This is a genomic window from Amycolatopsis roodepoortensis (genome assembly GCF_014873915.1).
In the GTDB taxonomy this organism is placed as follows: Bacteria; Actinomycetota; Actinomycetes; order Mycobacteriales; family Pseudonocardiaceae; genus Amycolatopsis; species Amycolatopsis roodepoortensis.
On sequence record NZ_JADBEJ010000005.1, the window covers coordinates 764263 to 787203 of the forward strand.

Here is a 22941-nt window from a genome sequence, read left to right on the forward strand (position 1 = left end):
GGTACGTGAAGGCCCCCTTCATTGCGTCTAGCGCAGTGAAGGGGGCCTTCACGTACTTCGAGGATCAGCAAGCCACGAAGGCCCCCGTGACCCATCGGTGCCATCGGCACTCACGTGCCGAAAGCGCTGGTCCGGTTCCCGTCTTTAGTCGCTATCGACCGTCGTATCCGCCTGCCTAGCATGGGAAAACCGAGATCGGATCCGGCCGGGCGATCCCCGGTGATCCGCCGCGGCCGTGAACGGGTGAACCTGCCGATTCCCCATTCCTTTCCCCGATTCCCCTGCATTGGAAGGCATTCATGCGCATCCGAGGTCTTCTCACCGCCCTGCTGTGCGCCGCCGGGCTCACGACGGTCGCTCCCGCCGCCGTCGCGGCCCCCATCATCGACGGCGAATACGCCCGGTCCGGCCCGTGGGCGGCCATGATCGAGCAGAACGGGCAGCAGTGGTGCTCCGGTTCGATCATCAGCGCCCGCTGGGTCCTCACGGCCGAGCACTGCGTCGACGAACCCGGCGCCGGCTACTCCGTCCGGGTGGGCGACGTCGACCACCGGGCCGGGACGTACGCCGTGGTGACCGCCATCCACACCCCCTCCAGCGGCGCCGACATCGCGCTGCTGAGGCTCGACCGTTCGGTGAGCACGACGTACGCGTCCCTCGGGACTTCCGTCGCCGTCGGCGACACCGAACACGTTTACGGCTGGGGCTACAACGAAGACGGTGACCTGCAGCGTTATCTCAAGGTCGCCAGGATGACGGTGAGCAGTGTCGCGAATGGACTGATCAAGGCCCGGCGGGGCGACGGGCTGACCAACGGCGGTGACTCCGGCGGCCCGGTCTTCGTCGGTGGCAAGCAGGTCGGCGTGCACATCGCCGGCAACAAGGTGGACACCTCGACGCACACCGGCATCTCGGCGAACCGCACCTGGATCCGCGACACCTCGGGCGTCTAGGGTTCGGCGAACCGGTCCGGGAGCGGCCGCACCACCGCTCCCGGACCGCTGAGAGGCAGGTGGAAAGTGGCATCGACGATTTCCCCGGACGGGCTCGACGCGCAGCTGACCAGGCTGGGCATCGGCGAGACCGCCGCCCGGATCTACCGGCGGATGCTCGAAAGCGCCCCTGTCACCGCCGGGGAGCTCGCCTGGCGGGAGGGCGACGCGGAGACCGTCCACCTGGCACTGAAAGAACTCGCGGACACGGGGCTCGCCGTGCCGTCCGGAGTGGACGGATCCGAGTATCTCCCCGCGAACCCCAGCGAAGCGCTCACCGCGCTGACCACGCGACGGCAGGCCGAACTGCACGACGCGCGGCTCGCGGTCCAGACCGCGTACCGCGCCTTCCGGCGCGCGCATTCGGGGATGCCGGACGCGCAGGACCTGCTCGAAGTGGTCACCGGCGATGCCATCATCCCCCGGCTCCAGCATCTCGCGACCACGGTGCGGCATCAGGTGCGCCGTCTCGACTCCCCGCCCTACTTCACCGGTGGCCGCCGGAATCTCCTGGAGGAGGAGCAACTGCGGCGCGGGATCACCTACCGGTGTGTCTACAGTGGAGCGTCGCTCGGCGATCCCGGCTACCTCGCCGCGAACATCCTGCCGTGCCTGCGGGCCGGCGAACAGGCCCGCCTGCTGCCCGAGCTCCCGGTGAAACTGACGTTGTTCGACGACCGTGCGGCGACCATCGCGCTGACCATCCGTGAGGCGGATCGCAACCAGTCCATCGTCATCGTGCGTCCCTGCAGCCTTTTCTCGGCGCTGGAAGGACTGTTCGAAACCTCCTGGGCGGCCGCCCTCCCGCTGGACCGGCACGCTCGGACGGCCGAGCAGCCGATCCGGCCGGTCGAACGGGAACTGCTGCTCCTGCTCGCCGCCGGGCGCAAGGACGACGAGATCGCCGCCGAACTCGGCGTCAGCAGGCGCACCCTGTTCCGCTATCTCGAGAACCTGATGGACCGCGCGGGCGTGTCCAGCCGGTTCCAGCTGGGCGTCTTCGCCGCGCACAACGATTGGTTCTGAACTCCCGGCTCATCGCGCTATGCCGGCCTTCACGGGCTTCCGCCAGTCGCCCGTGTCGCGAAAGCCACTTTCGCGACGTCTGATGTCCCGAAAGTGGCTTTCGCGACACGGGCGCCAGCGGCCAGGGTCGGTGCGGGTGGTCGTGCACAACGGCTGGTTCTGAACTCCCGCATTTCGTCCTCTGGATGCGGTAGTCGGCGATACGAACGACCGCATCCAGAGGACGAAACGCGGGCTCACCCGGACGGGGTCACCCAGGTGGCGGCAAGGACGCCGAGAGCGGATGGTGAGGTGGGAAGGAGGGCGGAATCATGGGGAATCACCGACACCACACCGGCACCGCGTCGCTCCGGATCGCCACCGCGGGCCTGCGGGTGGTCGCGGTCGTCGTCGCGGTCGCGGCCTGTGCCTGGCTCGCGCTCTGGCTCGCGTTCACCCTCTGAGTCCCGCCGGTCCCGGCTGGGCTTCCGGCGGGCTCTCGGGCTCGGGGATCGGGCGGTCCGGCCCCGGATCGGGGACGCGTTCGGGCACCCCGGGATCCGGGACCGGCTCCGGCCTGCCCGGGTCCGGCACCGGTTCGGGAATGCCGGGGTCGGGGATACCAGGATCCGGCGGCATGGGGTTGGGCGGCGCCGGAGGCGCGGTCATTCGAATACTCGTCATCGCACTACCTCCTGCCCACGCCACTACCCGGTCCGCCACCGGACGAAACGGCCGGTTAGCCCGTTCGAGTGGCGATCCAGTCCGCGATGACATCGGCGCGCGAGGTCGTCTCGATCCCGGCGTGCGGGCAGTCCGGCCCGGTGGCCTCGATCGAGACCAAGGCGCCGCTCTTGCCTTCCGGGACGAAGTACGGCGCACCCGAGTCATACGTGCAAGCACTGGTCGTGATCGAGGGCGCCGCGCCGCGGACGCCGATCGTCGTCGGAGCCACCGTCGCCACCTGCACCGTGCCCTGCTGCATCCGGGTGACCGGGACGGGGTTCTTGGCGGTCAGGCTGCCCCACCCCGCCAGCGTCAGCTGCTGGCCGATCTTCGGGAGAACGCGGTTCACCGTCAGCGGGGTCACCGTCGTCACCGGAGTGTCCAGTTTGATGAGCGCGACGTCGTTTTCCTTCGCCTGCAGCACTTCGGTCGCCTTGCGGGCCACACCTGACTCGATCGCCTCGTCGACGAGGCCCAGCGTCACCAAGGTCGGATACGGCACCTTGCCCGCGACGCGTTTGCGGTGCGCGTCGTGGAAGCAGTGCCCGGTGGTGACGACCCAGCCGGGCGCGACCAGCGCACCCGTGCAGTAGCTGCTGTAGGTCGAGCCGTCCGGGCGTGGGATCTTCGTCATCGCGATCTTCGCGACGAACCCGAACTGCCCTGGTGGGACATCGGTGCCGTGGGCGACGTCCGGCGCGGCGAGCGCGGCCGGAGCGGTGGTGATGGTCAGGACAGCAGCGGCCAGCAGGGCGCGCAGACGCAATTTCTTACCCTTCGTCGAGGAGGTGATCCGAGGCTAAGACCCCTGCGCGACAAGGGGAATTCCCCGACCAGGTGTCACCCGATGGCACGCCGGGCGGGTTGTTCGCGACGTTCGAGCCAACGCCGGTAGGGGTGACTGCTTTCGGTGTCGGAGCGGTAGGCCGCTTCGGCCGCGGCGATCAAGCCATCGCTGTCCGCGCCGAAGGCACCTTCCGTGCTCCAGGCGATCAGATACCGCATCCACAGCGGATCCCCCGCGAGCGGCCGGATCGCGATCCCGGGTGAGGCGGGAAAGGTGACCTGGCATGGGGAAATCGCCCGGCCCGCGGCGATCAGGCGTTGCAGGGGCCGCAACTCGGTGCTCCGATGCGCCACCTGCGGCCGGAATCCCGCCTGGGCACAGGCTTCCTCGAAGCACTCCGGCCAGCCGGCACCGTCGGACGGCCCGAGCACCCACCGCTCCCCGGCCAGGTCGGCGAGGTCGATCTCGGGCCGGTGCGCGGCCGGATGGTCCGCGGCGATCGCCACGAACACCGGTTGCGTGGCCAGCGGCCGCCACGCCACGCCGGGAGCGGACGGCAGGACGTGCCCGGGGTAGTCGGCGACCACGGCGGCGTCGAGTTGCCCACCGGCCACGAGATCCAGCAACCGCAAGGGCGAGAACTCGGTGGTCACCGAAACTGCTTGCCCACGGCGGGAATCACCGAGCCGGTCCGCCAGCTCGACGACCATCGAACCACCGATCCCACCCAGCGCGACCGCACGCTTTTCGCCGTCCGCCAGGAAACGCGCCGCGTCCCGGTGCATCGTGTCCGCCGCCGCGAGGACGGCGCGGGCACGGCCGAGCACGCACTCACCGAACGCCGTCGGGAAGACCCCGTCCCGCCCGCGGACGAACAAGGTTCCCCCGAACGCGCGCTCGATCCGTTGCAGGGCGGCGGTCAAGGCGGGCTGCGTGCTCCCGAGCCCGATCGCCGCGCGCGTGATGCTGCCCGCGTCGGCGACGGCGCACACCACTCGCAGGTGACGTAACTCGACGTCCATCACGCGGACCTTATGGCCACTTGGGATGTGCCGGAAGCCGTCGAAAGTCGGGATCGTTTTTCGTACTCCCCCTCCTCCCCGCAAGGAGTACGCATGCGACGCGCCTGCCTGATGGTCGCGCTGACCGCCGCTCTCGTCACCGGGTTCGTTCCCGCGACAGCCTCCGCGGCACCGGGATTCACGACATCGATGGAGGCCTTCGAACCAGGAGGAACCATCACCCGGGTGGACGTCACCCGGCCCGCTTCGGACCGAACCGCCGCGCCGCAGCAGATCGCGAGCGCCGCCGCGGTGACCCCGATCGAGACCAACGGCCCGAGCGAGACCACGTTCGACCTGGTCTTCGTCGGTGACGGCTACACCTCGACCCAGCTGGGCACGTACTCGCAGCACGTCCGCAACAGCATCGCGGCGCTGTTCGCCATCGAGCCGTACAAGAGCTACCGCAAGCAGTTCAACCTCTGGCAGGTCGACGTGGTGTCATCGCAGTCCGGGATCACCAACGACCCGACCCAGGGCATCCGGCGCAACACCGCGCTGGGCTCGTACTTCTGGTGCGGCGGCATCGAACGGCTGTTGTGCGTCAACGAAACCAAGGCGAACCAGTACGCCGCGGCCGCGCCGGACGTCGACCAGGTCATCATGCTGGCGAACACCACGAAGTACGGCGGTGCCGGTGGCGGCGTCGCGACCTCTTCGGGCGGCAACATCCAGGCCAGCCAGATCGTCGCCCACGAACTCGGGCACTCCATCGGCGGGCTCGCCGACGAGTACGACTACGGCACCTGCGACGCCCGCGAACCCCGGGAGCCCAACGCTTCCGCGCTCACGGCCCAGCAGATGAAGGACCGCCGCGCCAAGTGGTACGCCTGGCTCGGCAAGCCCTCCCCGGACGGCGGCACGGTCGGCGTCTTCGAGGGTTCGCGCTACTGCAAGACCGGGATGTACCGCCCCAGCGTGAACTCGCTCATGCGCACGCTCGGGCAGCCCTTCAACCCGCCGAGCACCGAAGCGATGATCGCGGGCTTCCATCGCGAAGCCGCCCATCGGCACTGATCCCCCGTCATGGCCTCCCGGCCGGGCCGCCGGCGTGCTCGGCGAGCCCGGTCGCCATGTCGCGCATGAAGCGGCGGAGGTACCAGCGGAAGATCCACGCGTTGCCCTTGCCGACGCGATACGTTCCGTGCCAGCGGATCCGGGTCCCGCCGCCGGGTGTTTCGCACAGATCGACCGAGGCCTGGTAATCGAGCATGACCGGGACGTCCACGCCTTCGTAGGAGAACCGCCGTTCGGGGTCGAGGGCGGTGATCCGCTCCTTGGTGACCGTCTTGCCGGTCCGGAAGGCCCGCACCGCGCCGACGCCGTCGCGTCCGTCGGCGGAAAGTCCTTGCGACGCGGCGGCTTCCAGTGAACCCACCCGTGACCAGACCGGCCAGCTGCGGGCGTCCAGCAACAGTGCCCACACCGCGGCGGGCGGCGCCGTCGATTCGGCGGTGACGTCGTACGACTGCGTTCCAGAGCTACTCACACGCTTCACCCTAGGAACGGGCAGACGGGCCCACCATGCGCCGGATTGCGGGGCGGCGATCAGGAATTGCGGTACTCCGACGGACGCGTTCCGGTGTGTTTCAGGAAAGCCGCCGACAAGGCGCCCGGGGTGGCGAACCCGCATCTTCCCGCGATCCGGGCGATCGGGAGATCGGTGTCGCGAAGCAGCCTTCGCGCTTCCTCGATCCGCAGCCCGGCGAGAAAGCGGTGCGGGGTCTGGCCGGTCTTCTCCTTGAAGACCCGGATGAAGTGATAGACGCTCAAATGCACTTCCCCGGCGATTCCGGCGACGCTGAGCGGTTCGGCCAGCCGCTCACGCATCAACGCGATCGCGGCACGGACGCGGTGATCCTCTCGTCCCCCGCTCGGCGGCTCCGGCTTCCGCGCGTGGCGGGTGAGCAGATGCACGGCGAGGAAGGCGGCCGCGGATTCGGCGTAGAGGTCGTCTTCCTCCCTGGCGTTCCCGACCGCACGGACCAGCTCGTCGAGCAGCGGGTCTCCCCCGGCCACGGACGCGGCCATCGCCTCGTGGTCCACCGCGCGGCCACCCAGCCGCGCGGCCACCGATTCCACCGTGGTGCCCGGAATGTGCACCTGCAGGCTTCGCATCGCCTCGTCACCGCGGTAACGGCGCTGCAGCGGCAAGCCGGGAACGGCCAGTTCCAGCCGTCCCCAGGGATGGCGGTCCCACCGGCCCGCGCCGCGGGTCTCCATCTCCGCCCGCCCCGAAAGCGGCAGGACCAGATGCAGATCCGCGACGCCGGGCAGCCGCATGTCCTCGGCGACGGGAACGTGGTCGAATCGCTGGACGAGCAACGACTCCCAGCCGGAGTCCTCCCAGCTGCAATAGGTCCGCCGGACATAGCGGGACATGTCGAAACCGGTGTACGGCTGAAGGTCGAATCGCTCGGAATCGAACACCACGTCTTCGAGGCTAGCCGAGCAGCTCCTTCACGCGCGGGACGACCTGCTCGCCGTACAGCCGGATCGAGTTCAGGCGCTGCTCGTGCGGAAGCGAGCCGACGCTGTATTTGAGCTGGAACCGCGACAGGCCGAGTGCCCGCACCGCCCACGCGATCTTCCGCGCGACGGTTTCCGGGGAGCCGACGAACAGCGCGCCGCGCGGCCCGGCCATGGCGTCGTAGTCGGCCCTGGACATCGGGCCCCAGCCCCGTTCGGCACCGATCTTGGCGAAAGCGGCCTGGTGATGCGAAAAGTGCTGTGCGACGGCGAGTTCGTCGGTCTCGGCGACGTGGCCTGGGCTGTGCATCGAGATCGGCAGCTCCTGGTGTCCCGCCTCCTTCACCGCGCGCCGGTACAGGTCCGCGAGCGGGGCGAACCGCTCCGGAGACCCGCCGATCACGGCCATCACCAGCGGCAGGCCGTACGCGGCCGCGCGGACGACCGACTGCGGGGTGCCGCCGACACCGACCCACGCGGGCAGACTGCCCGATTCGGTGACCGGGAACGCCTGCGCGCCTTCCAGCGCCGGGCGGACGGTCCCGGACCAGTCGACCGGCTTCTCTCCTTGCAGATGCGTGAAGAGGTCGAGCTTCTCGGCGAAGAGCGCTTCGTAATCCTCAAGCGAGTAGCCGAAAAGCGGGAACGACTCGGTGAACGAGCCCCGGCCGAGCGTGACCTCGGCGCGTCCCCGGGAAACGGCGTCCAGCGTGGCGAACCGCTCGTACACGCGCACCGGGTCGTCCGAGCTGAGCACCGTGACCGCCGTGCCCAGCCGGATCCGTTCGGTTTGCCCCGCGATCGCGGCCAGCACGACGTCCGGCGAGGACACCGCCATCTCGGCGCGGTGGTGCTCGCCGACGCCGAAGTAGTCCACGCCCACCTGGTCGGCGAGGACGCCCTCGGCCACGACCTGGCGGATGGCCTCGGCCTGGCTCACCGGCTGGCCGTCCGCGCCGTTCTCGACGTCGCCGAACGTGTCCAGGCCGAAGGTCGGCCGCTGCGGGGTGCCCAGGATCTCGTAACCCATGTCCAACTCCTCAAGTAGTTGAACGCTCAAACGTCGGGTCCGGTGATCGTATTCCGGGGTGGCCGGGTCAGGCGCCGGCGATGTCGCGCGCCAGCCGGCGGGCGTCGTCCATGGTGAATTTGCCGGTGATCTGGGTTTCCCCGCCGGTGATGGCGGACTGGATCATCGGCGCGGTCAGCACCCGGCTCTTCAGCACCATCGCGACCTGCTTGCCGACGTTCCCCGCGGTCCAGTCGGCCCACGTCCGCGCGCCCGCGTCGGTGAAGCTGAGCCCGACGAGCGGGCCACCCGACTGCGAATCGAGCCGGGCGTTCGCGCGGCTGAGGTCGGCCCCGGTGAGGAAGGCCGGGCCGAGCAGGTACTTGGTTCCCTGTTCCCGGTCACAGCTGACCAGCGGGAGCGCCGGATCGTCACGGCCGTCCAGCGGATCCGTTGCCGCCGAGCAGTCCAGTGCCGCCGCGGCGGCCTGCTGCTGCGCGGGATCGGTGCTCTGCCGGTCGGTCGCCGCGCCGGTCGCCGGACCAGGCGGGAACTCCGTCAGGACCGGGCGGAACCGCAGCCGCGACCCGTCCTTGATCGCGAAACTGTCGCCTTCGGGCTCGGCTTGGCCGGAAACCCCGCCCTGGCATCCGGTGACACCGAGCAGGACGAGGGCGACCGCTACGAGGATGTTCCGCACGGAGGCATTCTGCCGTGTTCAGTGCCCGCGCGTTGGCGAAACGGCTCGACGCCGCACGGTCCGCTCGAGAATCCCGAGCGTGGCCTTGAGCGCGGACTCGGGGACAACAGGGAAGGTGATGCGCTCCTTCCATTCCTCGCCGACCTCCGACCAGTCGTAATAGGACGTCACAAGCGTGCCGCCCTCGGCGGGCTCCAGCCGGTAGCCGTAGATGTGCCGGGCATGCGGGCGGACCCGCCCCTCGACGGTCCAGGCGATCTCCTCGTCCGGGACGAGAGTGGTGATCACGACCTCGACGTCGTACTTGCCCAAGGGCACGTCACCGAGCGCTTCCCGGTCCATGTGCACCACGAACCGGTCGCCCACGCGCTCGACCCGGTCCCCTTCCGCGTCGAGGAGCATTCCCGACGCGTCGATGTCGACATGGCCCTTCGGGTCGCTCAAGACCGCGAATATGTCCTCGGCGGGAGCCGGGACGAGCCGCGAGACCTCGATCCGTTCGGGACCGGGGGTTTCCGCCGTGGCGACCAGGACCGCGCGACCGAGTACGTGCTGGGAGATGGTGAAGCCGAGGAACGCGGGCGTGCAGTCGGCCGGGACGCCGAGCGACTCGACGTCGAGGGCATGCACCACGACGAAGTAGCGGTGCACGCCGTGCCCGGCAGGCGGCGCGGCCCCGAGGAAACGGGCCAGACGGGCGTCGTTCGGCACCTGGAAGGCGCCTTCGGGAAGCCCGGAGCCGGTGTCGTCGCCGGCGCCTTCGGGCAACTCCGCGACGGCGGCGGGGATGTCCGCGACCGCCCAATGCCAGAAACCGGAACCGGTCGGGGCGTCAGGGTCGTAGACGGTGACGGCGTAGCTCTTGGTGCCGAGCGGGGCGCCGCTCCAGCTCAGCTGGGGCGAGACGTCCTTTCCGGCCCATTGTCCGGGTGCCCAGGCGGCGCCGTCGGCAACGGAAGTACTGGTGACGGCGAAGGAGGCCACCTCGGGCAGCCTCGCGAAGGGATCGTTCATAAATCGACCATAACACAGATAATCGATTATCTGAGGGTTCGTCTATGCTCCACGGATGGCTTCACCGGACAAGCAGATGCTCTCCGAGCAGGTGTACACGCGCCTGCGGGACGCGATCATGCGCGGCGACCACGCCCCCGGCGCCCCGCTCAAACCGCAGGACCTCGCCAAGGAACACGGCGTGAGCCTGGCGGTCGTCCGCGAGGCTCTCGTACGCGTGGTCGGCGACGGCCTCGCCGACCGGCTCCCCAACCGCGGTTTCGCCGTCCCGGCCTTCTCCGACCGTCGCTGGCAGGAGATCACGGAGGCCCGCCGGACCATCGAACCGCTCGTGCTGCGCCTCTCCATCGAGCGCGGCGACCTCGACTGGGAAGCCCGGGTTCGTGCCGCGCATCACCGGCTGAGCCGCACGCCGCCGTTCGTGCCCGAAGAAGGCGAGTACATCAGCGGCGCCTGGTCGGAAGCCCATCGCGTCTTCCACCGGACCCTGCTCGACGGCTGCGGGAACCCGATACTGCTGGAGACCTTCGACCGGATGTGGACCGCGAGCGAACTGGCTCGCCGCTGGGCGGCGCACCGCTCCCCCGGCCGCGATCATCTCGCCGAACATCGCCTGCTGGAGGAAACGGCGCTGGCCCGCGACGCCGACGCGGCGGCCGAGGCGCTGACCCGGCATCTGACCCTGACCGCGGCCGCCCTGACCGACGAGTCGTAAGCCGGACCGGCATTGGGTGTTCCTCGCGCACAGAACGTCGTCGATCGGCGTCAGCCCACGGCGACCGTGATGGCGGCCGTGTGCACGCGCCCGCCGTGGGAGAACTCGAGGAACAGCCGATACTCCCCGCGTTCCGAAAACAGCGAGTGGAAGGTCAGCTCGCCGTCGGCGAGCGCCGCGCCGAGCGGCTGCACCGGATGCAGATGCGTGGCCGACAACAGCATGGTGTGGAATCCGGTCATATGGCCGTTGGCACCCAGGTGCGGGTCGACCGCGGTGACGAACGCGCCATCGGGGCCGCGGATGGCGAAGCGGAGGACTTGCGCCCGCATCGCCGGGATCGGTGCCTCTCCGGCGACCCGCGCCACGCGGTAACCCGTGGCCGTCACCGTGTCGCCCGCTGGAGCGGGCACCGGCACGAAGGTGGTGTCACCCGGCACGGTGAACGGGACACCGAGCACCACCGGATGCTTCGGATCCTTGGTGTCGAGCGGCACGAACTCGGCGAACATCCGGTAGGCGCCGCCGTCGGTCAGTGCGAGGCTCGTGTGCCAGGTGTCGCCGTCCAGTGTCGGGTGCACGTGCTGGAAGACGTTCATGTCGTCGCGCACGGCGAAGAAGTGCATCTGTTTGGTCTGGTTGTCCAGGAAACGGGTGACCGGCCGCCCGTCGGGCCCGAGGATCCGGAACGCGACCGGAACCTCCGGCCCCCGGACGGCGGGCGTGGTCACCCGTTCGAACCGGTACCCGCTTTCCGCTTCCGACAGCCCGTCGCTGTGCGCGGCGGGAAGCAGATCCGCCGTAACTACGGGCTGCTGGTGGGCAGAGTGCGCGGAGCCGGGTGCCGGCCGGAGCGCGACGAACACCGCGGCCGCGCCGATCACCAGCGCCAGCGCGAGGAACAACCAATCCGTGAGCCGAGGTTTGCGCACGCCGTCACTTGCCGCCGAGGTTCGGCTTCACCACGACCAGGCCTTGTTCGATGCCGTTGACGATGACGACGCCGCTGGAGAAGTACGGGTAGTTGCTCCACGCGCCGTTGAAGTTCGCCGCGTTGCCCGCCGGGTAGATGTCGAAGTAGCCGACCTCGGACAGCTTCGCCGACGCGACCCCGCTGACGTCCAGGATGCGCAGACCGGCCTGGTAGTTCGCCTGGTAGGAGTACTGGCCCTTGATGTACTGGTTGTGGTCGATCGCGGTGGCGGGCGAGCTGTAGACGCCGGTGTGCACGGGCGCGGACAGCTTGGCCAGGTCCCAGACGTAGGTCTTCGTGCGCTTGTCCGTGCCGCGGGACTCGTCCAGTTCGTCGTCGAGCAGGAAGTAGCGCTGGTCGCCGGTCAGCCAGCCCTGGTGCGAGTACTGCGCGCCCGAGTAGCCCTTACGCGAGATCTGGACCGGCCTGGCCTTGTCGGTGACGTCGACGATGGTGAGCGTGTCCTCGTTGGCGTTGAAGCAGATCTCCCGGCCGCTGTAGGCCGTGTCCGGCCCGCGGTAGACGACGCACTGCGTGTCGTGGGTGTAGCCGTCCTGGGACACGCAGCCCGCCTTGGCCGGCGCCTTCGGGTTCTGGATGTTGACGATATGCGGCCCGCCGCTGCACGTGTTGGAGCCGATCGCGTAGGCGAATCCGGTCTCCTCGTTGATGGCGATGTTGTGCGCGGGACCGAATTCCCGGTACAGCGCGTCGGCGGTGAAGGTCTGTGGTGTGGTGACGGTGCGCAGCCTGGTCAGGTCGAACACCTGCATCCCGTGCCCGGTGATGAAGTCGGCCACGATGAACGCGTGGTTCTCGTACACCTTCATGTCCCGCCACGAGCTGCTGCCGCCGTTGGAGGGCAGGTTGCCGAGGAACTTCGGCGAGGTCGGAACGCTCAGGTCGACGAACGCGGTGCCGTTGGTTCGCCCGACGATGGCGTATTCCTTGCCGGACGACGGGTCGGTCCAGCCCCAGATGTCGTTGCCGTTCCCGCCGCCGAGGCCGGACAGCGGAAGCACGCTGAGCAGGTCGACGTTCTTGCACGGGTACTTGTCGGCCATGCCGTTGACGCACGGGACGCCCGCCGCGGTGCCGGTGACGGCGTGCCGTTCCGCCGGGACGTGGTCGGCGAGGAAGGTCCGGGCCGCGGCCTGTCCCTCCGCCGTCTCGGGATCGTGCGCGGACGCCGCCGTCATCGAAAACACCAACGCGGAGGCCGTCAGGACGGCCAACCCCATCATGCGCACGAGTTTCATGGAGGTGCTCCTCACCGGGTTTCGGTCGGCCTCCGACGTTAAGAGCACCCGCTCCCGGTGTATCCCCCCGAATGTCGGGGGTTTTTAACCGTTTACCGGCAGATCCCGAAATGCGTCCCTGATTTCGGTCACCAGCAGGTCCGGCTGTTCGAGCCCCGGGAAGTGCCCGCCGCGGTCGAGTTCGGTCCACCGGTGCAGGTTCCGGTAGCGGCGCTCCGCCCAGCGTCGCGCGGTCGGCCACGGGTCGGCGGGGAACAGCGAGACCGCGGTGGGCACGGTCACCGGTCGCGCGTTCTCTTCCTCCGCACTGCGCGGCACCCATCGCATCGACTCCCAGTACCAGCGAGCGCTCGAAGCGCCGGTGCCGGTGAGCCAGTACAGCGCGATGTTGTCGACCTGTTCCGCCAAGCTCACCCCGCCGCCGTACTCCGGCCGGTCGTCGGCGTAGGCGGCGAACTTCTCACCGAGCCAGGCGGCGAGCCCCGACGGCGAATCGAGCAGGGAGTAGCCGAGCGTCTGCGGGCGCGTGCCCATGAGCATTCCGAAGCCGTATCCGTCGGACAGATGCAGATCACGCCGGTCCAGCATGCGGCGTTCGGGCTCGCTCGGCGCCACCCGGTCCTCCGGCAACGGCGACGCGGAAGGCATCGTCAGGTGCAGGCCCACGACCCGCTCGGGTACCTGGCACGCCAGTTCCGTGCTCACGACGGCACCCCAATCCCCGCCGTGGGCCCCGAACCGCCGATAGCCGAGCGCGGTCATCAAGCCCGCCCACGCCTTGGCGGTCCGGCCTGGATGCCAGCCGCGCTCGCTGGGCCGCTCGCTGAAACCGAAGCCAGGCAACGAAGGCACGACCACGTCGAAGGCGTCGCTCGCGGAACCACCATGGGCCACCGGATCGCTGAGCGGCCTGATCACCTTCTCGAATTCGAGGATCGAACCCGGCCAGCCGTGGGTCAGGATCAGCGGGAGCGCCGTGCGCTCGGGCGAGCGGACGTGCCAGAACCCGATGTCCAGCCCGTCGATCCGGATCCGGTAGTGGGGAATGGTGTTCCACCGGATCTCCCTCGCCCGCCAGTCGTGTCCTCGCCATTCCTGGAGCAACGCCGTCAGCCGGGCCAGCTCGATCCCCTGGGTGGCGTCGGGAACCGTCTCCGTTTCGGGAAGGCGTACCCGGGCCAGGCGAGCGTGGAGATCGGCAAGCTCACGGTCGGGAACGTGGATGGTGAAGGGTTCGATATCGGGCACAGCGCCGAAACTACGGGCGGTTCACGAGGTTTCCCATGCTCGGAATTGACGTTGGCCGGTCAGGGATTGCGCAGCTCCCCCATCGTGGGAGACGGGGTGCGGTTCTCGGCGGGTGTCGGCTGTCCAGTCACGCGTGTCGTCCATCCCCGCACGCGTGTCGTCCATCCACTCACCGTGAACCCGCCCCGGAGACGGTCGTGTGCGTAGTAGTCGATGCGGTGGAACTGGTGGATTCCAGTGATCGGGGTAGCTCTGTGTCGTTGGGTGGGTGACTGGTGAGCTTCTGAGCGCGGAGCAGGTCCTCGGGCCGGCACGGGGCTCCCGTCGCCACGAGGGAGATCGATCTCCTGAAGAGGCTGCGGCCGCGTTGCTGACGGCACCATCGACGGGGATGATCAGCCATCGGCGAGCCGCCTCGTCAGAGGCGTTCGACGCGGTCGGCCTGAGGGCCCCGGTCGCTCTGACGCACCGTGTACCGGACCCGGTCACCCTTCTGCAGCGGCTCCGACCCCATGATCACGGACGCGTGGGCGAAGAGATCGTCGCCGCCTGCGTCCGGGGTGATGAAGCCGAAGCCGCGGTCGTCGTCGTAGCGCGCGACGACGCCCTCGCCGCCTCGTACGGGCACGTCCCGCGCCGCCGGCCCTGCGGCCGCGGCAGGTGCCGACCGCTGCGGCGCCGTCTGGGGCTCGGCGCCCCGGACCAGGTGCACGTCGCGGGCCTGCGGGCCCTTGTCTCCACTAGCCACCTCGTAGGCGACGCGGTCGCCCTCCGCGAGCCACGTCAGCCCCTCGGCCAGGGCCCGGGCGTGGACGAAGACGTCCCCGGCGCCGGAGTCGGGGTTGATGAAGCCGAAGCCCTTGTCCTCGTCGTACCAGGCCACCGTGCCGTCGGCACCGTCCGCGATACCAGCCGCAGCGGGTGAGCCGGCCCCTGCTCCCAGTGGGATCACGTGCCCGGCCTGCGGGCCGCGCTCGCCTTCGACGATCAGGAAGGCCACCCGCTGCCCCTCGGTGACCACGCCGCCGGTCACGATGGCGGAGCTGTGCACGAAGATGTCGGCGCCGCCGCCGTCCGGCGATGCGAAGCCGTACCCCTTGCCCGGCTCGTACCAGGTGACGGTGCCGAGCAGGCCCACGGCGCTGCCGGTGGCCGCATCGGCGGTGACGCGAACATGCAGCGCCTGGGGCCCGCGGTCGTTCTCGCCGACCTCGAACACGACGGCCTGACCCTCGCGGAGCATTTTCGCGCCGCCGTCCCCGACGATCTCGGAGGCGTGCACGAACACGTCCGGCGAGCCGTCCTCGGGCGCGAGGAAGCCGAAACCCCGTTCGGCGTCGAACCAACGGACGGTCCCTTGCGGCATAAAAGGCTCCAGGTCGAGAGGGCGGGCACTGGCCCCCAGTCTCCCTGACAGACCTCCGGTCCGTTGGGCCGGGCCCTCAGTCGGGCGGTGCGGAGCCAGGGGCGGGCCGTTGGTTCACCTAGCGACACGCCGAGTTTTGAGACCAGGTCTAAACACCGTCTGGACTCTCCAGATGCCCTGGCGACCCTCACCCCACACGACCGGGCGCTCCCAACTGAAGGCATGGCGAAGGGCCCGTCGCCGGTGTGGCTGGCGGGCTCTTCGGGGGTTCAGCGGTGGTGGAGGGTGTTGCGGCGGGGTTGTCGGAGCGGGTCTCGGTATTGGGGTGGGATGAACTCCGGTAATCCGTCGGTGGCCATGCGGACTTCCCAGTCGCCGTGGTGAATCAACCGGTGATGAAACCCGCACAGCAGCACCAAGTTCCGGAGATCTGTCGGACCACCGTCCACCCAGTGATGAATGTGATGGGCGTGGCAGTTCTTCGGTTTCCGATGACATCCCGGGAACGCACAGCCGCCATCGCGGATGTTCAACGCCCATCTCTGGCCGGGGGTGACGAACCGCCTGAGCCGCCCCACATCCAAGGGTTCACCGGCGGCACTCATTACCACTGGGAGCATCAGGCAGTCGCAGGCTGCGAGTCGGGCTTCCCGGGCGGTCATCGTTCCGACGAAGTCCAGGCAGGCGGTGCCGAGGCCGGATTTGAGTTCGTCGAGTCCGATGGTGACGTGCACGAGGGTGCGGTAGCCGCTGGTTCCGGGTTGGTCGGGGCAGGCGATGGCTAGGTCGAGGAGTTCGGCCCAGGCGTCGCCCATGCGTTCGCACTTCATCCGCAGATCCGCTTGGCCGAATTCGTCGACCGGCCGCGGCTGGGCATACGCCTCCAGGGCGGCGGCGGTCCGGGCACCGGTCTCGTCGTCCAGCAGCCCGGTCAACTTCCAGAACCCGTCCCTGCGCCGCTCCAGCGTGATCTCCCGGCGTGGTTCCTTGGGCTCAGGCTCCTTGGGTTCGTTGCCGTCGGGGTCAAGCCAGCCCAGCAGTTTCGCCTCAGCTTTCGCCAGTTGTCGCGGACCAGCGGTCGGGGCCAGGTCGGCGAGGATCCTCTCCGCCTCCGCCCGATCCTCAGCGGAGGTGTCGGCAGGGAGCCTTTTCAAGATGTCCAGGATCTGATCGATCCGCTCGTCCCCGACCAGGCCCTCGGCGGCGACCGCGGCGGTCGCCGGTGCGACAGCCGGAACCTCGCTGCCGTCCAGTGCCCGCGTCGGATTCAACGCGATGGCCCGGTTCACCACCGCACGCGCTTCACCGACCGACAATCCCGCCATATCGGCGAACCACTTATCCGTACGGCCATACCCATACAAGTCTTTGACGCCCCGATTCTCGATCTCCGCCAGAAACTGCCCCAACGCGGCAGTGGCCATCCGAATCACCAGCAAGGACTGGTGCACGCCATGAGCAAGCTCCAGCTTGCCGGCGCGCCACAACTCCTGCGGCAACTCGGGGAGAAAGGTCTCGGACACACCTCCATAATACCCGAATAAATAGAACAAGTGTTCGTAATTTTAAGCAACAATGAACGGGCGCATTTAACACCGAAGAGTGGAACAGGACGATTGCCTCTGCTCCGCCGATCACAAGTCACTACCCAACCACCCGAGTAAGCGCTTACTCTGAGGCGGCAACGAACCCGGACATGGTCCGACGAGAAGGAGAACAGCACGCAGTGACTTCACCGGCAGCACAGCTCGAATCAGCACTCGCCGCCACCATCGCGGAGAAGACGGCACGCGGCTCGACCGACTCCCTACCGCCCGAGCAGGGATGACATCCCGGCGCCAGGATCGGGGCCACCGCCGAACAAGGGGCGCTCATCGCCTACAACGACGACGGATCCGCCGGCATCTGCGTTCTCGAGAACGGCCGCGGCACGTGGCTGAACCTGCAGCCCCAAGACCAAGACCAAAACCGCCGTCCGTATTCGGTATGGCACTGGATGCCCGCCTACAACGGCCGCCCCGCCTGGCTGCTGGGCGCGCTCACCCGTGAAGCGACCCGATTGGAACTGGTCGGCAACGACGGCACGGTGGCCGAAGCCGACATCGTCGACGGCACCTTCGCGGCGGAAATAACCGTGGACATGGCCAGCCTCCGCGAGGCGAAAGGGAGGCTGGAAAGCCACGAACCCGGCTCCGACGAAGGGCGCGCGGAGTTCGAGCGCCTGATGGCGGACTCGCGAACGGAAATGACCCAGCTCAAGGTCCGGGTCTATGACGGCACCGGAGCACTGCTTTACGACGGCGCGGCGATCGACGCCACCGATTAGGCGAATCTGTTCGACGGGCTCCGCGTCCAGGAGCCCGTCGAACGGATTATGAGACCAGCCGCCTGAGCAACGACCCGGCGTCCTCGGCGAGGCCGTTCTCCTCGCCGGCGAGATGGTGGAGCAGCGCCTGCTGGAACAGGCCGTCGAAGGCGGCGTAAGCAACCTGCCCTGTCACGACAGGCGCCGCGTCGGCGAGTTCGGCATAGCGCTCCACGACGCGCCAGATCATCGCCTGCCGCTGGGCGTCGATCTCCAGCACGTCGGCGCGGAACGCGGACTCGAAAAGGCTCTGGTTCCGCAGGTCGTACCACAGCCGGTGCATCGCGGCGTCCGCCCGTAACGTGTCCGCCATCGCGGCACCGAAGCCCCGTTCGAGTTCTTCGGCCGACGTCGCCATGGCCACGGCCTCGTCGTAGCGGGTCACGCACACTTCTTCGAACTTCCGGACCGCGTAGGTCAGCAGCTCCACCTTGTCGGTGAAGTAGTAGTGCAGCACGCCGTGCGAGAAGTTCGACTTCTGCGCGATCTCCCGCAGGCTCGTCCTCGCGTACCCCAGCTCGGACAACGCCTGCAGCGCGGACTCCGCCAGTTCCGCCCGCCGCTGGGCGAACTTGTCGACGCTCCGGCGTGCGATCCGCTCGCTCGTCTCGGTCACCACGAGTTCCTGTCCGGTCCGGGAGCCCGCGCCTGCCGCGGGTCCCACAGTCTAGCGTCGCCGAATTCTTGACGACTGTCCAAGAAAATCTTGACGACTGTCCAAAACTGGCTCAGGATGTGACCCACGCCGCAACCGCGGACCGTCTCAAGGAGGAGAAGTCCATGGGTTCGTACGACCTTTCGGGCCGGAAAGCCCTGGTCACGGGTGGAGCGCAGGGCCTGGGAGCCGGAATGGCCGAAGCGCTGGCCCTGGCGGGCGCCTCGGTGGTCATCGGCGACGTCCAGGAGGATCTCGGGCGCGCCACCGCCGATCAGATCAAGCAGAAGGGCGCCAACGCGGGCTTCGTCCGGCTCGACGTCACCGACGAACAGAGCTGGGAGCAGGCGGTCACCGCGGTCATCGGCGAACTCGGCGGGCTGGACATCGTGGTGAACAACGCCGGCGTCGAGATCACCGGCCTTGTCGCCGATCTCGACCCCGCCGACGTGCGCAAGATGCTCGACGTCAACGTGCTCGGCACCGCGCTCGGCGTGAAGCACGCCTTCCGTGCGATGCGTCCCGGCGGACCGGCGGGCACCGGTGGCGCCGTCGTGAACATCGCCTCGGTCGCCGCGACCATCGCCTTCCCCGGGATCGCGGGCTATTCGGCGACGAAATCGGCGGTTGACCGGCTGACCAGGGTCGCCGCGATGGAGGCCGGGAAGCTCGGCTACGGCGTCCGCGTCAACTGCGTCTACCCCGGCCTCGTCCCCACTCAGATGGGCAACCAGCTCGCGCAGGACGTCGTCGAGGTCGGCCTGTTCCCCAGTGTCGAAGAGGCCATCGGCGCCGTCATCGGGCAGACCCCGGCCGGACGGCTCGGCGAGGTCGCGGACATGGCCGACGCCGTCGTGTTCCTCGCTTCCGACGCCGCCCGCTTCATCACCGGCGCCGGGCTCCCGGTCGACGGCGGAATGGGCATGTGACCAGCACCGACCCGAAAGGAATCACCATGAGCAGCCCCAAACCCGTCGTGGTCTACGGCGCCTCCGGCTACACCGGACGGCTGATCTGCGAGTACCTGCGCGAGTACAACGTCCCGTTCATCGCCGCCGGCCGGGACAAGGCCCGCATCCAGGAGGCGATCGACCACGTTCCCGGTCTCGACACCATCGACCACGAGGTCGTCGAGGTCTCGCACGACGTCGAAGCGCTCACCGAACTGTTCCGCGACGCCAAGGTCGTCTGCAACACCGTCGGCCCGTTCAGCGAGTACGGCCACGAGGTCGTCGAAGCGTGCCTGCGCACCGGAACGCATTACCTCGACACCACCGGCGAACAGGACTGGCTGATCTCCGCCGAGGAGCGCTACGGCGCGCGGATGGCGGAGCAGGGCCTCCTGCTCTCCCCCGGTATCGCGCAGATGTACACCACCGGCGAGATCGCGGCGAACCTCTGCCTGGAGACCCCGGGACTGGACACTTTGGACATCCTGGTGTTCTGGAAGGGTTATCCCACGGTCGCTTCCACGAAGACCATCCTCGTCAACGCCGCGCTCTCGGCCGCGTACTACCTCGAACAGAACGAGTACCTGCCCTGGCCCGCGGACGGCGGCCTGCAGGACGTCACCGTGCCCGGCCACCACGAGACCGGGCTGGCCCTGCCCTGGGGCGGTACGTCGCATCCGGTCTGGTTCAAGAACGACGCCCGGGTGGCCAACGTCAAGGCCGTCGGCGGCGTCTTCGACCGCGCGCTGATGCAGGGTGTGCCGCAGATCGTCGCTGCCGTGCTGGAACAGGTAAAAGACCTGCCACTGGAGGAAAAGATGCGCGTGCTGGCCGAGCAGGCCGCGGCGGTGCGCGACGAGATGCCGCCGCGGGAGAACCAGCGGCTCAACACGTCGCTCGACTCGGTGCACGCGTCGGGACCGCTGGGCCGCGCGCACTGCGTCATCCACGGCACGTGCAATTACAAGCAGACCGGGCTGATGCAGGCTTACGGCGCTTACTCGCTGCTGCAACAGCCGCCCAAGCGGGTCGGTTTCGCGTCCGGGTGCCAGGCTTTCGGTCACCGCGAACTGCTCGGCGTGCTACGAAGCTTCGGGCTGGTTTCGAAGCCGGTCCTGACCGTCCACGACTGACCCGGGAGGACGAGCGCGTGCGACTGACCGACTACCTCGACAAGGGCGCTTCACTCGATCCGGCGGCGCCCTGCCTCACGATGGGCGACACGTCCCTCAGCTACGCCGACGTGCGGGAACTCTCGTGGCGGGTGGGGCGGGCGCTGGCCCGCTCCGGTGTCAAGCCCGGCGACAAGGTGGCGATCCTGTCCGGGAACGATCCCCTGTCGTTCGCCTGCGTCTTCGGTATCAGCCGGGCAGGCGCAGTGTGGTGCCCGGTCAATCCGCGCAACGAGGCCGCCGAGAACAGGGAGCTGCTCGACCTGTTCGACTGCACCTGCCTTCTGGTGCAGGAGTCCTTCGCACCGCTCGTCTCCCGGATGCTCCCCGACCTGCCGAAACTGTCCACAGTGGTCTGCCTCGACGGTTCGATGCCCGGCGCGGTAACGTTTTCCGACTGGCTCGACGACGCCGAGCCCTGGGAAGAGAGCCCACCGGACGACCTGGTCCTGCTCGTCGGCACCGGCGGCACCACCGGACGGCCCAAGGCGGTGATGCTCAGCGGCACCAACGTCGAGACGATGTCGGCGCTCACTCTGATGAGCTATCCGTTCACCGGGCGGCCGCGTTACCTGGCGCTCGCCCCGCTGACGCACGCGGCCGGCGTGCTCTGTTTCCCGGTCCTGACGCTCGGCGGCGAGATCGTCGTGATGCCGTCGCCGGACCTCGGCGAATTCCTCGCGCTGATCGAAAGCCGCCACATCACGCACACCTTCCTGCCGCCGACGCTGATCTATCTCCTGCTCGACAATCCGGCGCTGGACGGCGCCGATCTTTCGTCACTGCAATGCCTTTGGTACGGCGCCGCACCGATGTCGGCCACGAAACTCGCCGAAGCGATCACCCGGATCGGTCCCGTCTTCGGCCAGTTGTTCGGCCAGAGCGAGGCGCCCATGATGATCTCCACGCTCTCCCCCGCCGACCACGTCCATCCTGACGGCTCGCTCGCCCTCGAACGGTTCACCTCGGCGGGCAGGCCCACCCCGCTCACCCAGGTCGCGATCATGTCCGGGACGGGCGAGCTGCTCCCGCCCGGCGAACGCGGCGAGATCGTCGTCCGCGGTTCTCTCGTGATGCTCGGCTACTACAAGAATCCGGACGCCACGGCGGAAGCGAGCGCGCACGGCTGGCATCACACCGGCGACATCGGGTATCTCGACGACGACCACTATCTCTACATCGTCGACCGCGCCAAGGACATGATCATCACCGGCGGCTTCAACGTCTATTCGGCCGAGGTCGAGCAGGCGCTCATGGCCCACGAAGCGGTGCGGGACTGCGCCGTCATCGGGCTGCCGCACGAGAAATGGGGCGAGCAGATCACCGCCGTCGTCCAGCTCCACACCGGGAAGACCGTGGCGGCGCGAGAACTCCGCGCCGCGGTCAAGGAACGGCTGGGCGGTATCAAGACCCCCAAGGAGATCCTGCTTTGGCCGGATCTCCCCCGGTCCAAGATCGGCAAGGTGCTCAAGACCGAGATCCGGAAAACCTTGCTGGACAACGGCTAGCGCCGCGCGAGTTCTTCCGCGGTCGGCAACGGCCACTCGTAGCGTTCCTTGGCGATGCGGAGGTGCACCCACGTCTCCGCGGTCACGACGTCGGGCCTGCCACTGATCGCTTCGAGCGCCCGGTCGAGGTCACGGGCGGACTGCGCCGCGATGGTGGCGACGACGTCGAACCGGCCGATGGTCCTGGCCAGGAACTCGGTGTCGTCGCGCGCGGCGAGCGCCGCGGTCACCGAGTCACCGGCGCCCCGCACGTTGAGGCCGATCCCGCAGACCAGACCGGCGTCCGGGCGGGCGCGGCTGAGCACCGGCGCGATCCGGATGACGTCGTGTTCCAGGAGGAAACGCACGCGGGTGCGGGTGGCCGACGGCGAAAGCCCGACGTGCCCGGCGATGCTCGCGTAACTTTCCCTGCCGTCGGCCTGCAACCGCAGCATGATCGCGAGGTCGCGGTCGTCGAGCCGGAGCCAGGGCGGCAGCGGACGGCCGGGCATGAACAGGCCCTTGACCACGTCCACGTAGACGAGCGTGTTGACCTGCTCCACCTCCGGCAGGCCGCGGATGTCCGCCACCGTGCGGTACAGCTCCGGCGAATCGGGCAGGCGCAGCTCGGCGACGGTCTGGTACTCCCCGCTCACCGCGGAGACGAACGCCGCGGCCGGTAGCGCCGCGATGGCGTCCGTCGTCGCCTGCGAGCGGCCCGAGGTGCGGATCGCGAGATGCGCGTACGCGGTCAGGCCGAGGAACTCGGGATGGACCGCCGCGACCACGTTGAGCGAACCGTCGGCCTTCAGCTGCTCCAGCCGCGCTGATACGGCCGACCGTGACGCCCCGATGCGGTGAGCCAGATCGGCCACGCTCATCCGGCCGTCCGCGCGCAAAGCCGCGACCAACGCGTCGTCCACGGCGGTTCTCCTCTGCTGAATTTCCGACGGCGTGCCGAACCATATCACCGACGGGAATACCCTTA

24 protein-coding genes are annotated in these 22941 nt (G+C 68.8%); 9 read left to right on the plus strand and 15 right to left on the minus strand.

The window, feature by feature from the left end; all coding sequences use genetic code 11:
- The first annotated feature begins 299 nt into the window (after positions 1-299).
- The 3 genes from H4W30_RS22990 (at position 300) to H4W30_RS44255 (ending at position 2461) form a co-directional block, all read left to right on the plus strand.
- Positions 300-953: a S1 family peptidase gene (locus H4W30_RS22990; protein ID WP_192744749.1), complete on the plus strand. Its 654-nt coding sequence runs from the start codon at positions 300-302 to the stop codon at positions 951-953.
- A 66-nt stretch (positions 954-1019) separates the two neighbouring features.
- Positions 1020-2018, plus strand: a complete 999-nt coding sequence (locus H4W30_RS22995; protein ID WP_192744750.1) for a LuxR C-terminal-related transcriptional regulator — start codon at positions 1020-1022, stop codon at positions 2016-2018.
- A 311-nt stretch (positions 2019-2329) separates the two neighbouring features.
- Positions 2330-2461 (plus strand): hypothetical protein, encoded by a 132-nt coding sequence (locus H4W30_RS44255; RefSeq protein WP_257487333.1) that lies wholly within the window; start codon positions 2330-2332, stop codon positions 2459-2461.
- Here the strand turns inward: H4W30_RS44255 and H4W30_RS23000 are convergent.
- The 3 genes from H4W30_RS23000 to H4W30_RS23010 form a co-directional block, all read right to left on the minus strand.
- Positions 2451-2681 carry a hypothetical protein gene (locus H4W30_RS23000; protein WP_192744751.1) on the minus strand — a complete coding sequence of 77 codons (231 nt, stop codon included), beginning with the start codon at positions 2679-2681 and terminating at the stop codon, positions 2451-2453. The genes H4W30_RS44255 and H4W30_RS23000 overlap by 11 nt on opposite strands.
- Positions 2682-2736: 55 nt before the next feature.
- A complete protein-coding gene (locus tag H4W30_RS23005) occupies positions 2737-3489 on the minus strand; it encodes a trypsin-like serine protease (RefSeq protein WP_192744752.1) in 753 nt (250 codons plus the stop codon).
- A 74-nt stretch (positions 3490-3563) separates the two neighbouring features.
- Positions 3564-4532, minus strand: a complete 969-nt coding sequence (locus H4W30_RS23010; RefSeq protein WP_192744753.1) for a LysR family transcriptional regulator — start codon at positions 4530-4532, stop codon at positions 3564-3566.
- A 93-nt stretch (positions 4533-4625) separates the two neighbouring features.
- Between H4W30_RS23010 and H4W30_RS23015 the strand changes: the two genes are divergently transcribed.
- Complete coding sequence (locus H4W30_RS23015) at positions 4626-5588, plus strand: M64 family metallopeptidase (protein ID WP_192744754.1); 963 nt, start codon at positions 4626-4628, stop codon at positions 5586-5588.
- Between the two features lie 7 nt (positions 5589-5595).
- Here the strand turns inward: H4W30_RS23015 and H4W30_RS23020 are convergent, their stop codons facing one another.
- The 5 genes from H4W30_RS23020 to H4W30_RS23040 form a co-directional block, all read right to left on the minus strand.
- On the minus strand, positions 5596-6060 hold the full coding sequence (locus H4W30_RS23020) for an SRPBCC family protein (protein WP_192744755.1): 465 nt from the start codon (positions 6058-6060) through the stop codon (positions 5596-5598).
- A gap of 59 nt (positions 6061-6119) precedes the next feature.
- Positions 6120-7004: an AraC family transcriptional regulator gene (locus H4W30_RS23025; protein WP_192744756.1), complete on the minus strand. Its 885-nt coding sequence runs from the start codon at positions 7002-7004 to the stop codon at positions 6120-6122.
- 10 nt (positions 7005-7014) lie between these two features.
- Complete coding sequence (locus tag H4W30_RS23030; protein WP_192744757.1) at positions 7015-8070, minus strand: LLM class flavin-dependent oxidoreductase; 1056 nt, start codon at positions 8068-8070, stop codon at positions 7015-7017.
- Between the two features lie 67 nt (positions 8071-8137).
- Positions 8138-8749, minus strand: coding sequence for a SecDF P1 head subdomain-containing protein (locus H4W30_RS23035; RefSeq protein WP_192744758.1), 612 nt, complete (start codon positions 8747-8749; stop codon positions 8138-8140).
- Between the two features lie 18 nt (positions 8750-8767).
- Entirely contained in the window at positions 8768-9763 is a 996-nt protein-coding gene (locus H4W30_RS23040; protein WP_192744759.1) for a YbhB/YbcL family Raf kinase inhibitor-like protein, read from the minus strand.
- 76 nt (positions 9764-9839) lie between these two features.
- Here H4W30_RS23040 and H4W30_RS23045 point away from each other — a divergent pair, with 76 nt between their 5' ends.
- The gene (locus tag H4W30_RS23045) at positions 9840-10478 is read left to right on the plus strand and encodes a GntR family transcriptional regulator (RefSeq protein ID WP_225950146.1); all 639 of its coding nucleotides are present in this window, start codon (positions 9840-9842) and stop codon (positions 10476-10478) included.
- A gap of 50 nt (positions 10479-10528) precedes the next feature.
- Here H4W30_RS23045 and H4W30_RS23050 read toward each other — a convergent pair whose 3' ends face one another.
- The 5 genes from H4W30_RS23050 to H4W30_RS23070 form a co-directional block, all read right to left on the minus strand.
- Complete coding sequence (locus tag H4W30_RS23050; RefSeq protein WP_192744761.1) at positions 10529-11410, minus strand: hypothetical protein; 882 nt, start codon at positions 11408-11410, stop codon at positions 10529-10531.
- Positions 11411-11414: 4 nt separating this feature from the next.
- A complete protein-coding gene (locus H4W30_RS23055; protein ID WP_192744762.1) occupies positions 11415-12710 on the minus strand; it encodes a choice-of-anchor B family protein in 1296 nt (431 codons plus the stop codon).
- Positions 12711-12794: 84 nt separating this feature from the next.
- Positions 12795-13958, minus strand: a complete 1164-nt coding sequence (locus H4W30_RS23060; RefSeq protein ID WP_192744763.1) for an epoxide hydrolase family protein — start codon at positions 13956-13958, stop codon at positions 12795-12797.
- A 418-nt stretch (positions 13959-14376) separates the two neighbouring features.
- Entirely contained in the window at positions 14377-15324 is a 948-nt protein-coding gene (locus H4W30_RS44260) for a cold shock domain-containing protein (protein ID WP_192744764.1), read from the minus strand.
- A 269-nt stretch (positions 15325-15593) separates the two neighbouring features.
- Positions 15594-16847, minus strand: coding sequence for an HNH endonuclease signature motif containing protein (locus tag H4W30_RS23070; RefSeq protein ID WP_192744765.1), 1254 nt, complete (start codon positions 16845-16847; stop codon positions 15594-15596).
- A gap of 473 nt (positions 16848-17320) precedes the next feature.
- On the opposite strand from H4W30_RS23070, the gene H4W30_RS23075 reads away from it, so the two are divergent.
- Positions 17321-17650 (plus strand): hypothetical protein, encoded by a 330-nt coding sequence (locus H4W30_RS23075; RefSeq protein WP_192744766.1) that lies wholly within the window; start codon positions 17321-17323, stop codon positions 17648-17650.
- Positions 17651-17696: 46 nt separating this feature from the next.
- Here H4W30_RS23075 and H4W30_RS23080 read toward each other — a convergent pair whose 3' ends face one another.
- The gene (locus H4W30_RS23080; protein WP_192744767.1) at positions 17697-18305 is read right to left on the minus strand and encodes a TetR/AcrR family transcriptional regulator; all 609 of its coding nucleotides are present in this window, start codon (positions 18303-18305) and stop codon (positions 17697-17699) included.
- A 164-nt stretch (positions 18306-18469) separates the two neighbouring features.
- On the opposite strand from H4W30_RS23080, the gene H4W30_RS23085 reads away from it, so the two are divergent.
- Genes H4W30_RS23085 through H4W30_RS23095 form a run of 3 tightly spaced genes read left to right on the plus strand, consistent with a single transcriptional unit; the run spans position 18470 to position 21974 of the window.
- Positions 18470-19273: an SDR family NAD(P)-dependent oxidoreductase gene (locus H4W30_RS23085; protein WP_192744768.1), complete on the plus strand. Its 804-nt coding sequence runs from the start codon at positions 18470-18472 to the stop codon at positions 19271-19273.
- Between the two features lie 26 nt (positions 19274-19299).
- Complete coding sequence (locus H4W30_RS23090; protein WP_192744769.1) at positions 19300-20427, plus strand: DUF5938 domain-containing protein; 1128 nt, start codon at positions 19300-19302, stop codon at positions 20425-20427.
- A 17-nt stretch (positions 20428-20444) separates the two neighbouring features.
- A complete protein-coding gene (locus H4W30_RS23095) occupies positions 20445-21974 on the plus strand; it encodes an AMP-binding protein (RefSeq protein WP_192744770.1) in 1530 nt (509 codons plus the stop codon).
- Here H4W30_RS23095 and H4W30_RS44550 read toward each other — a convergent pair.
- Entirely contained in the window at positions 21971-22876 is a 906-nt protein-coding gene (locus tag H4W30_RS44550; RefSeq protein ID WP_192744771.1) for an Lrp/AsnC family transcriptional regulator, read from the minus strand. The two genes, H4W30_RS23095 and H4W30_RS44550, sit on opposite strands and share 4 nt — an antisense overlap.
- Positions 22877-22941 lie beyond the last annotated feature (65 nt).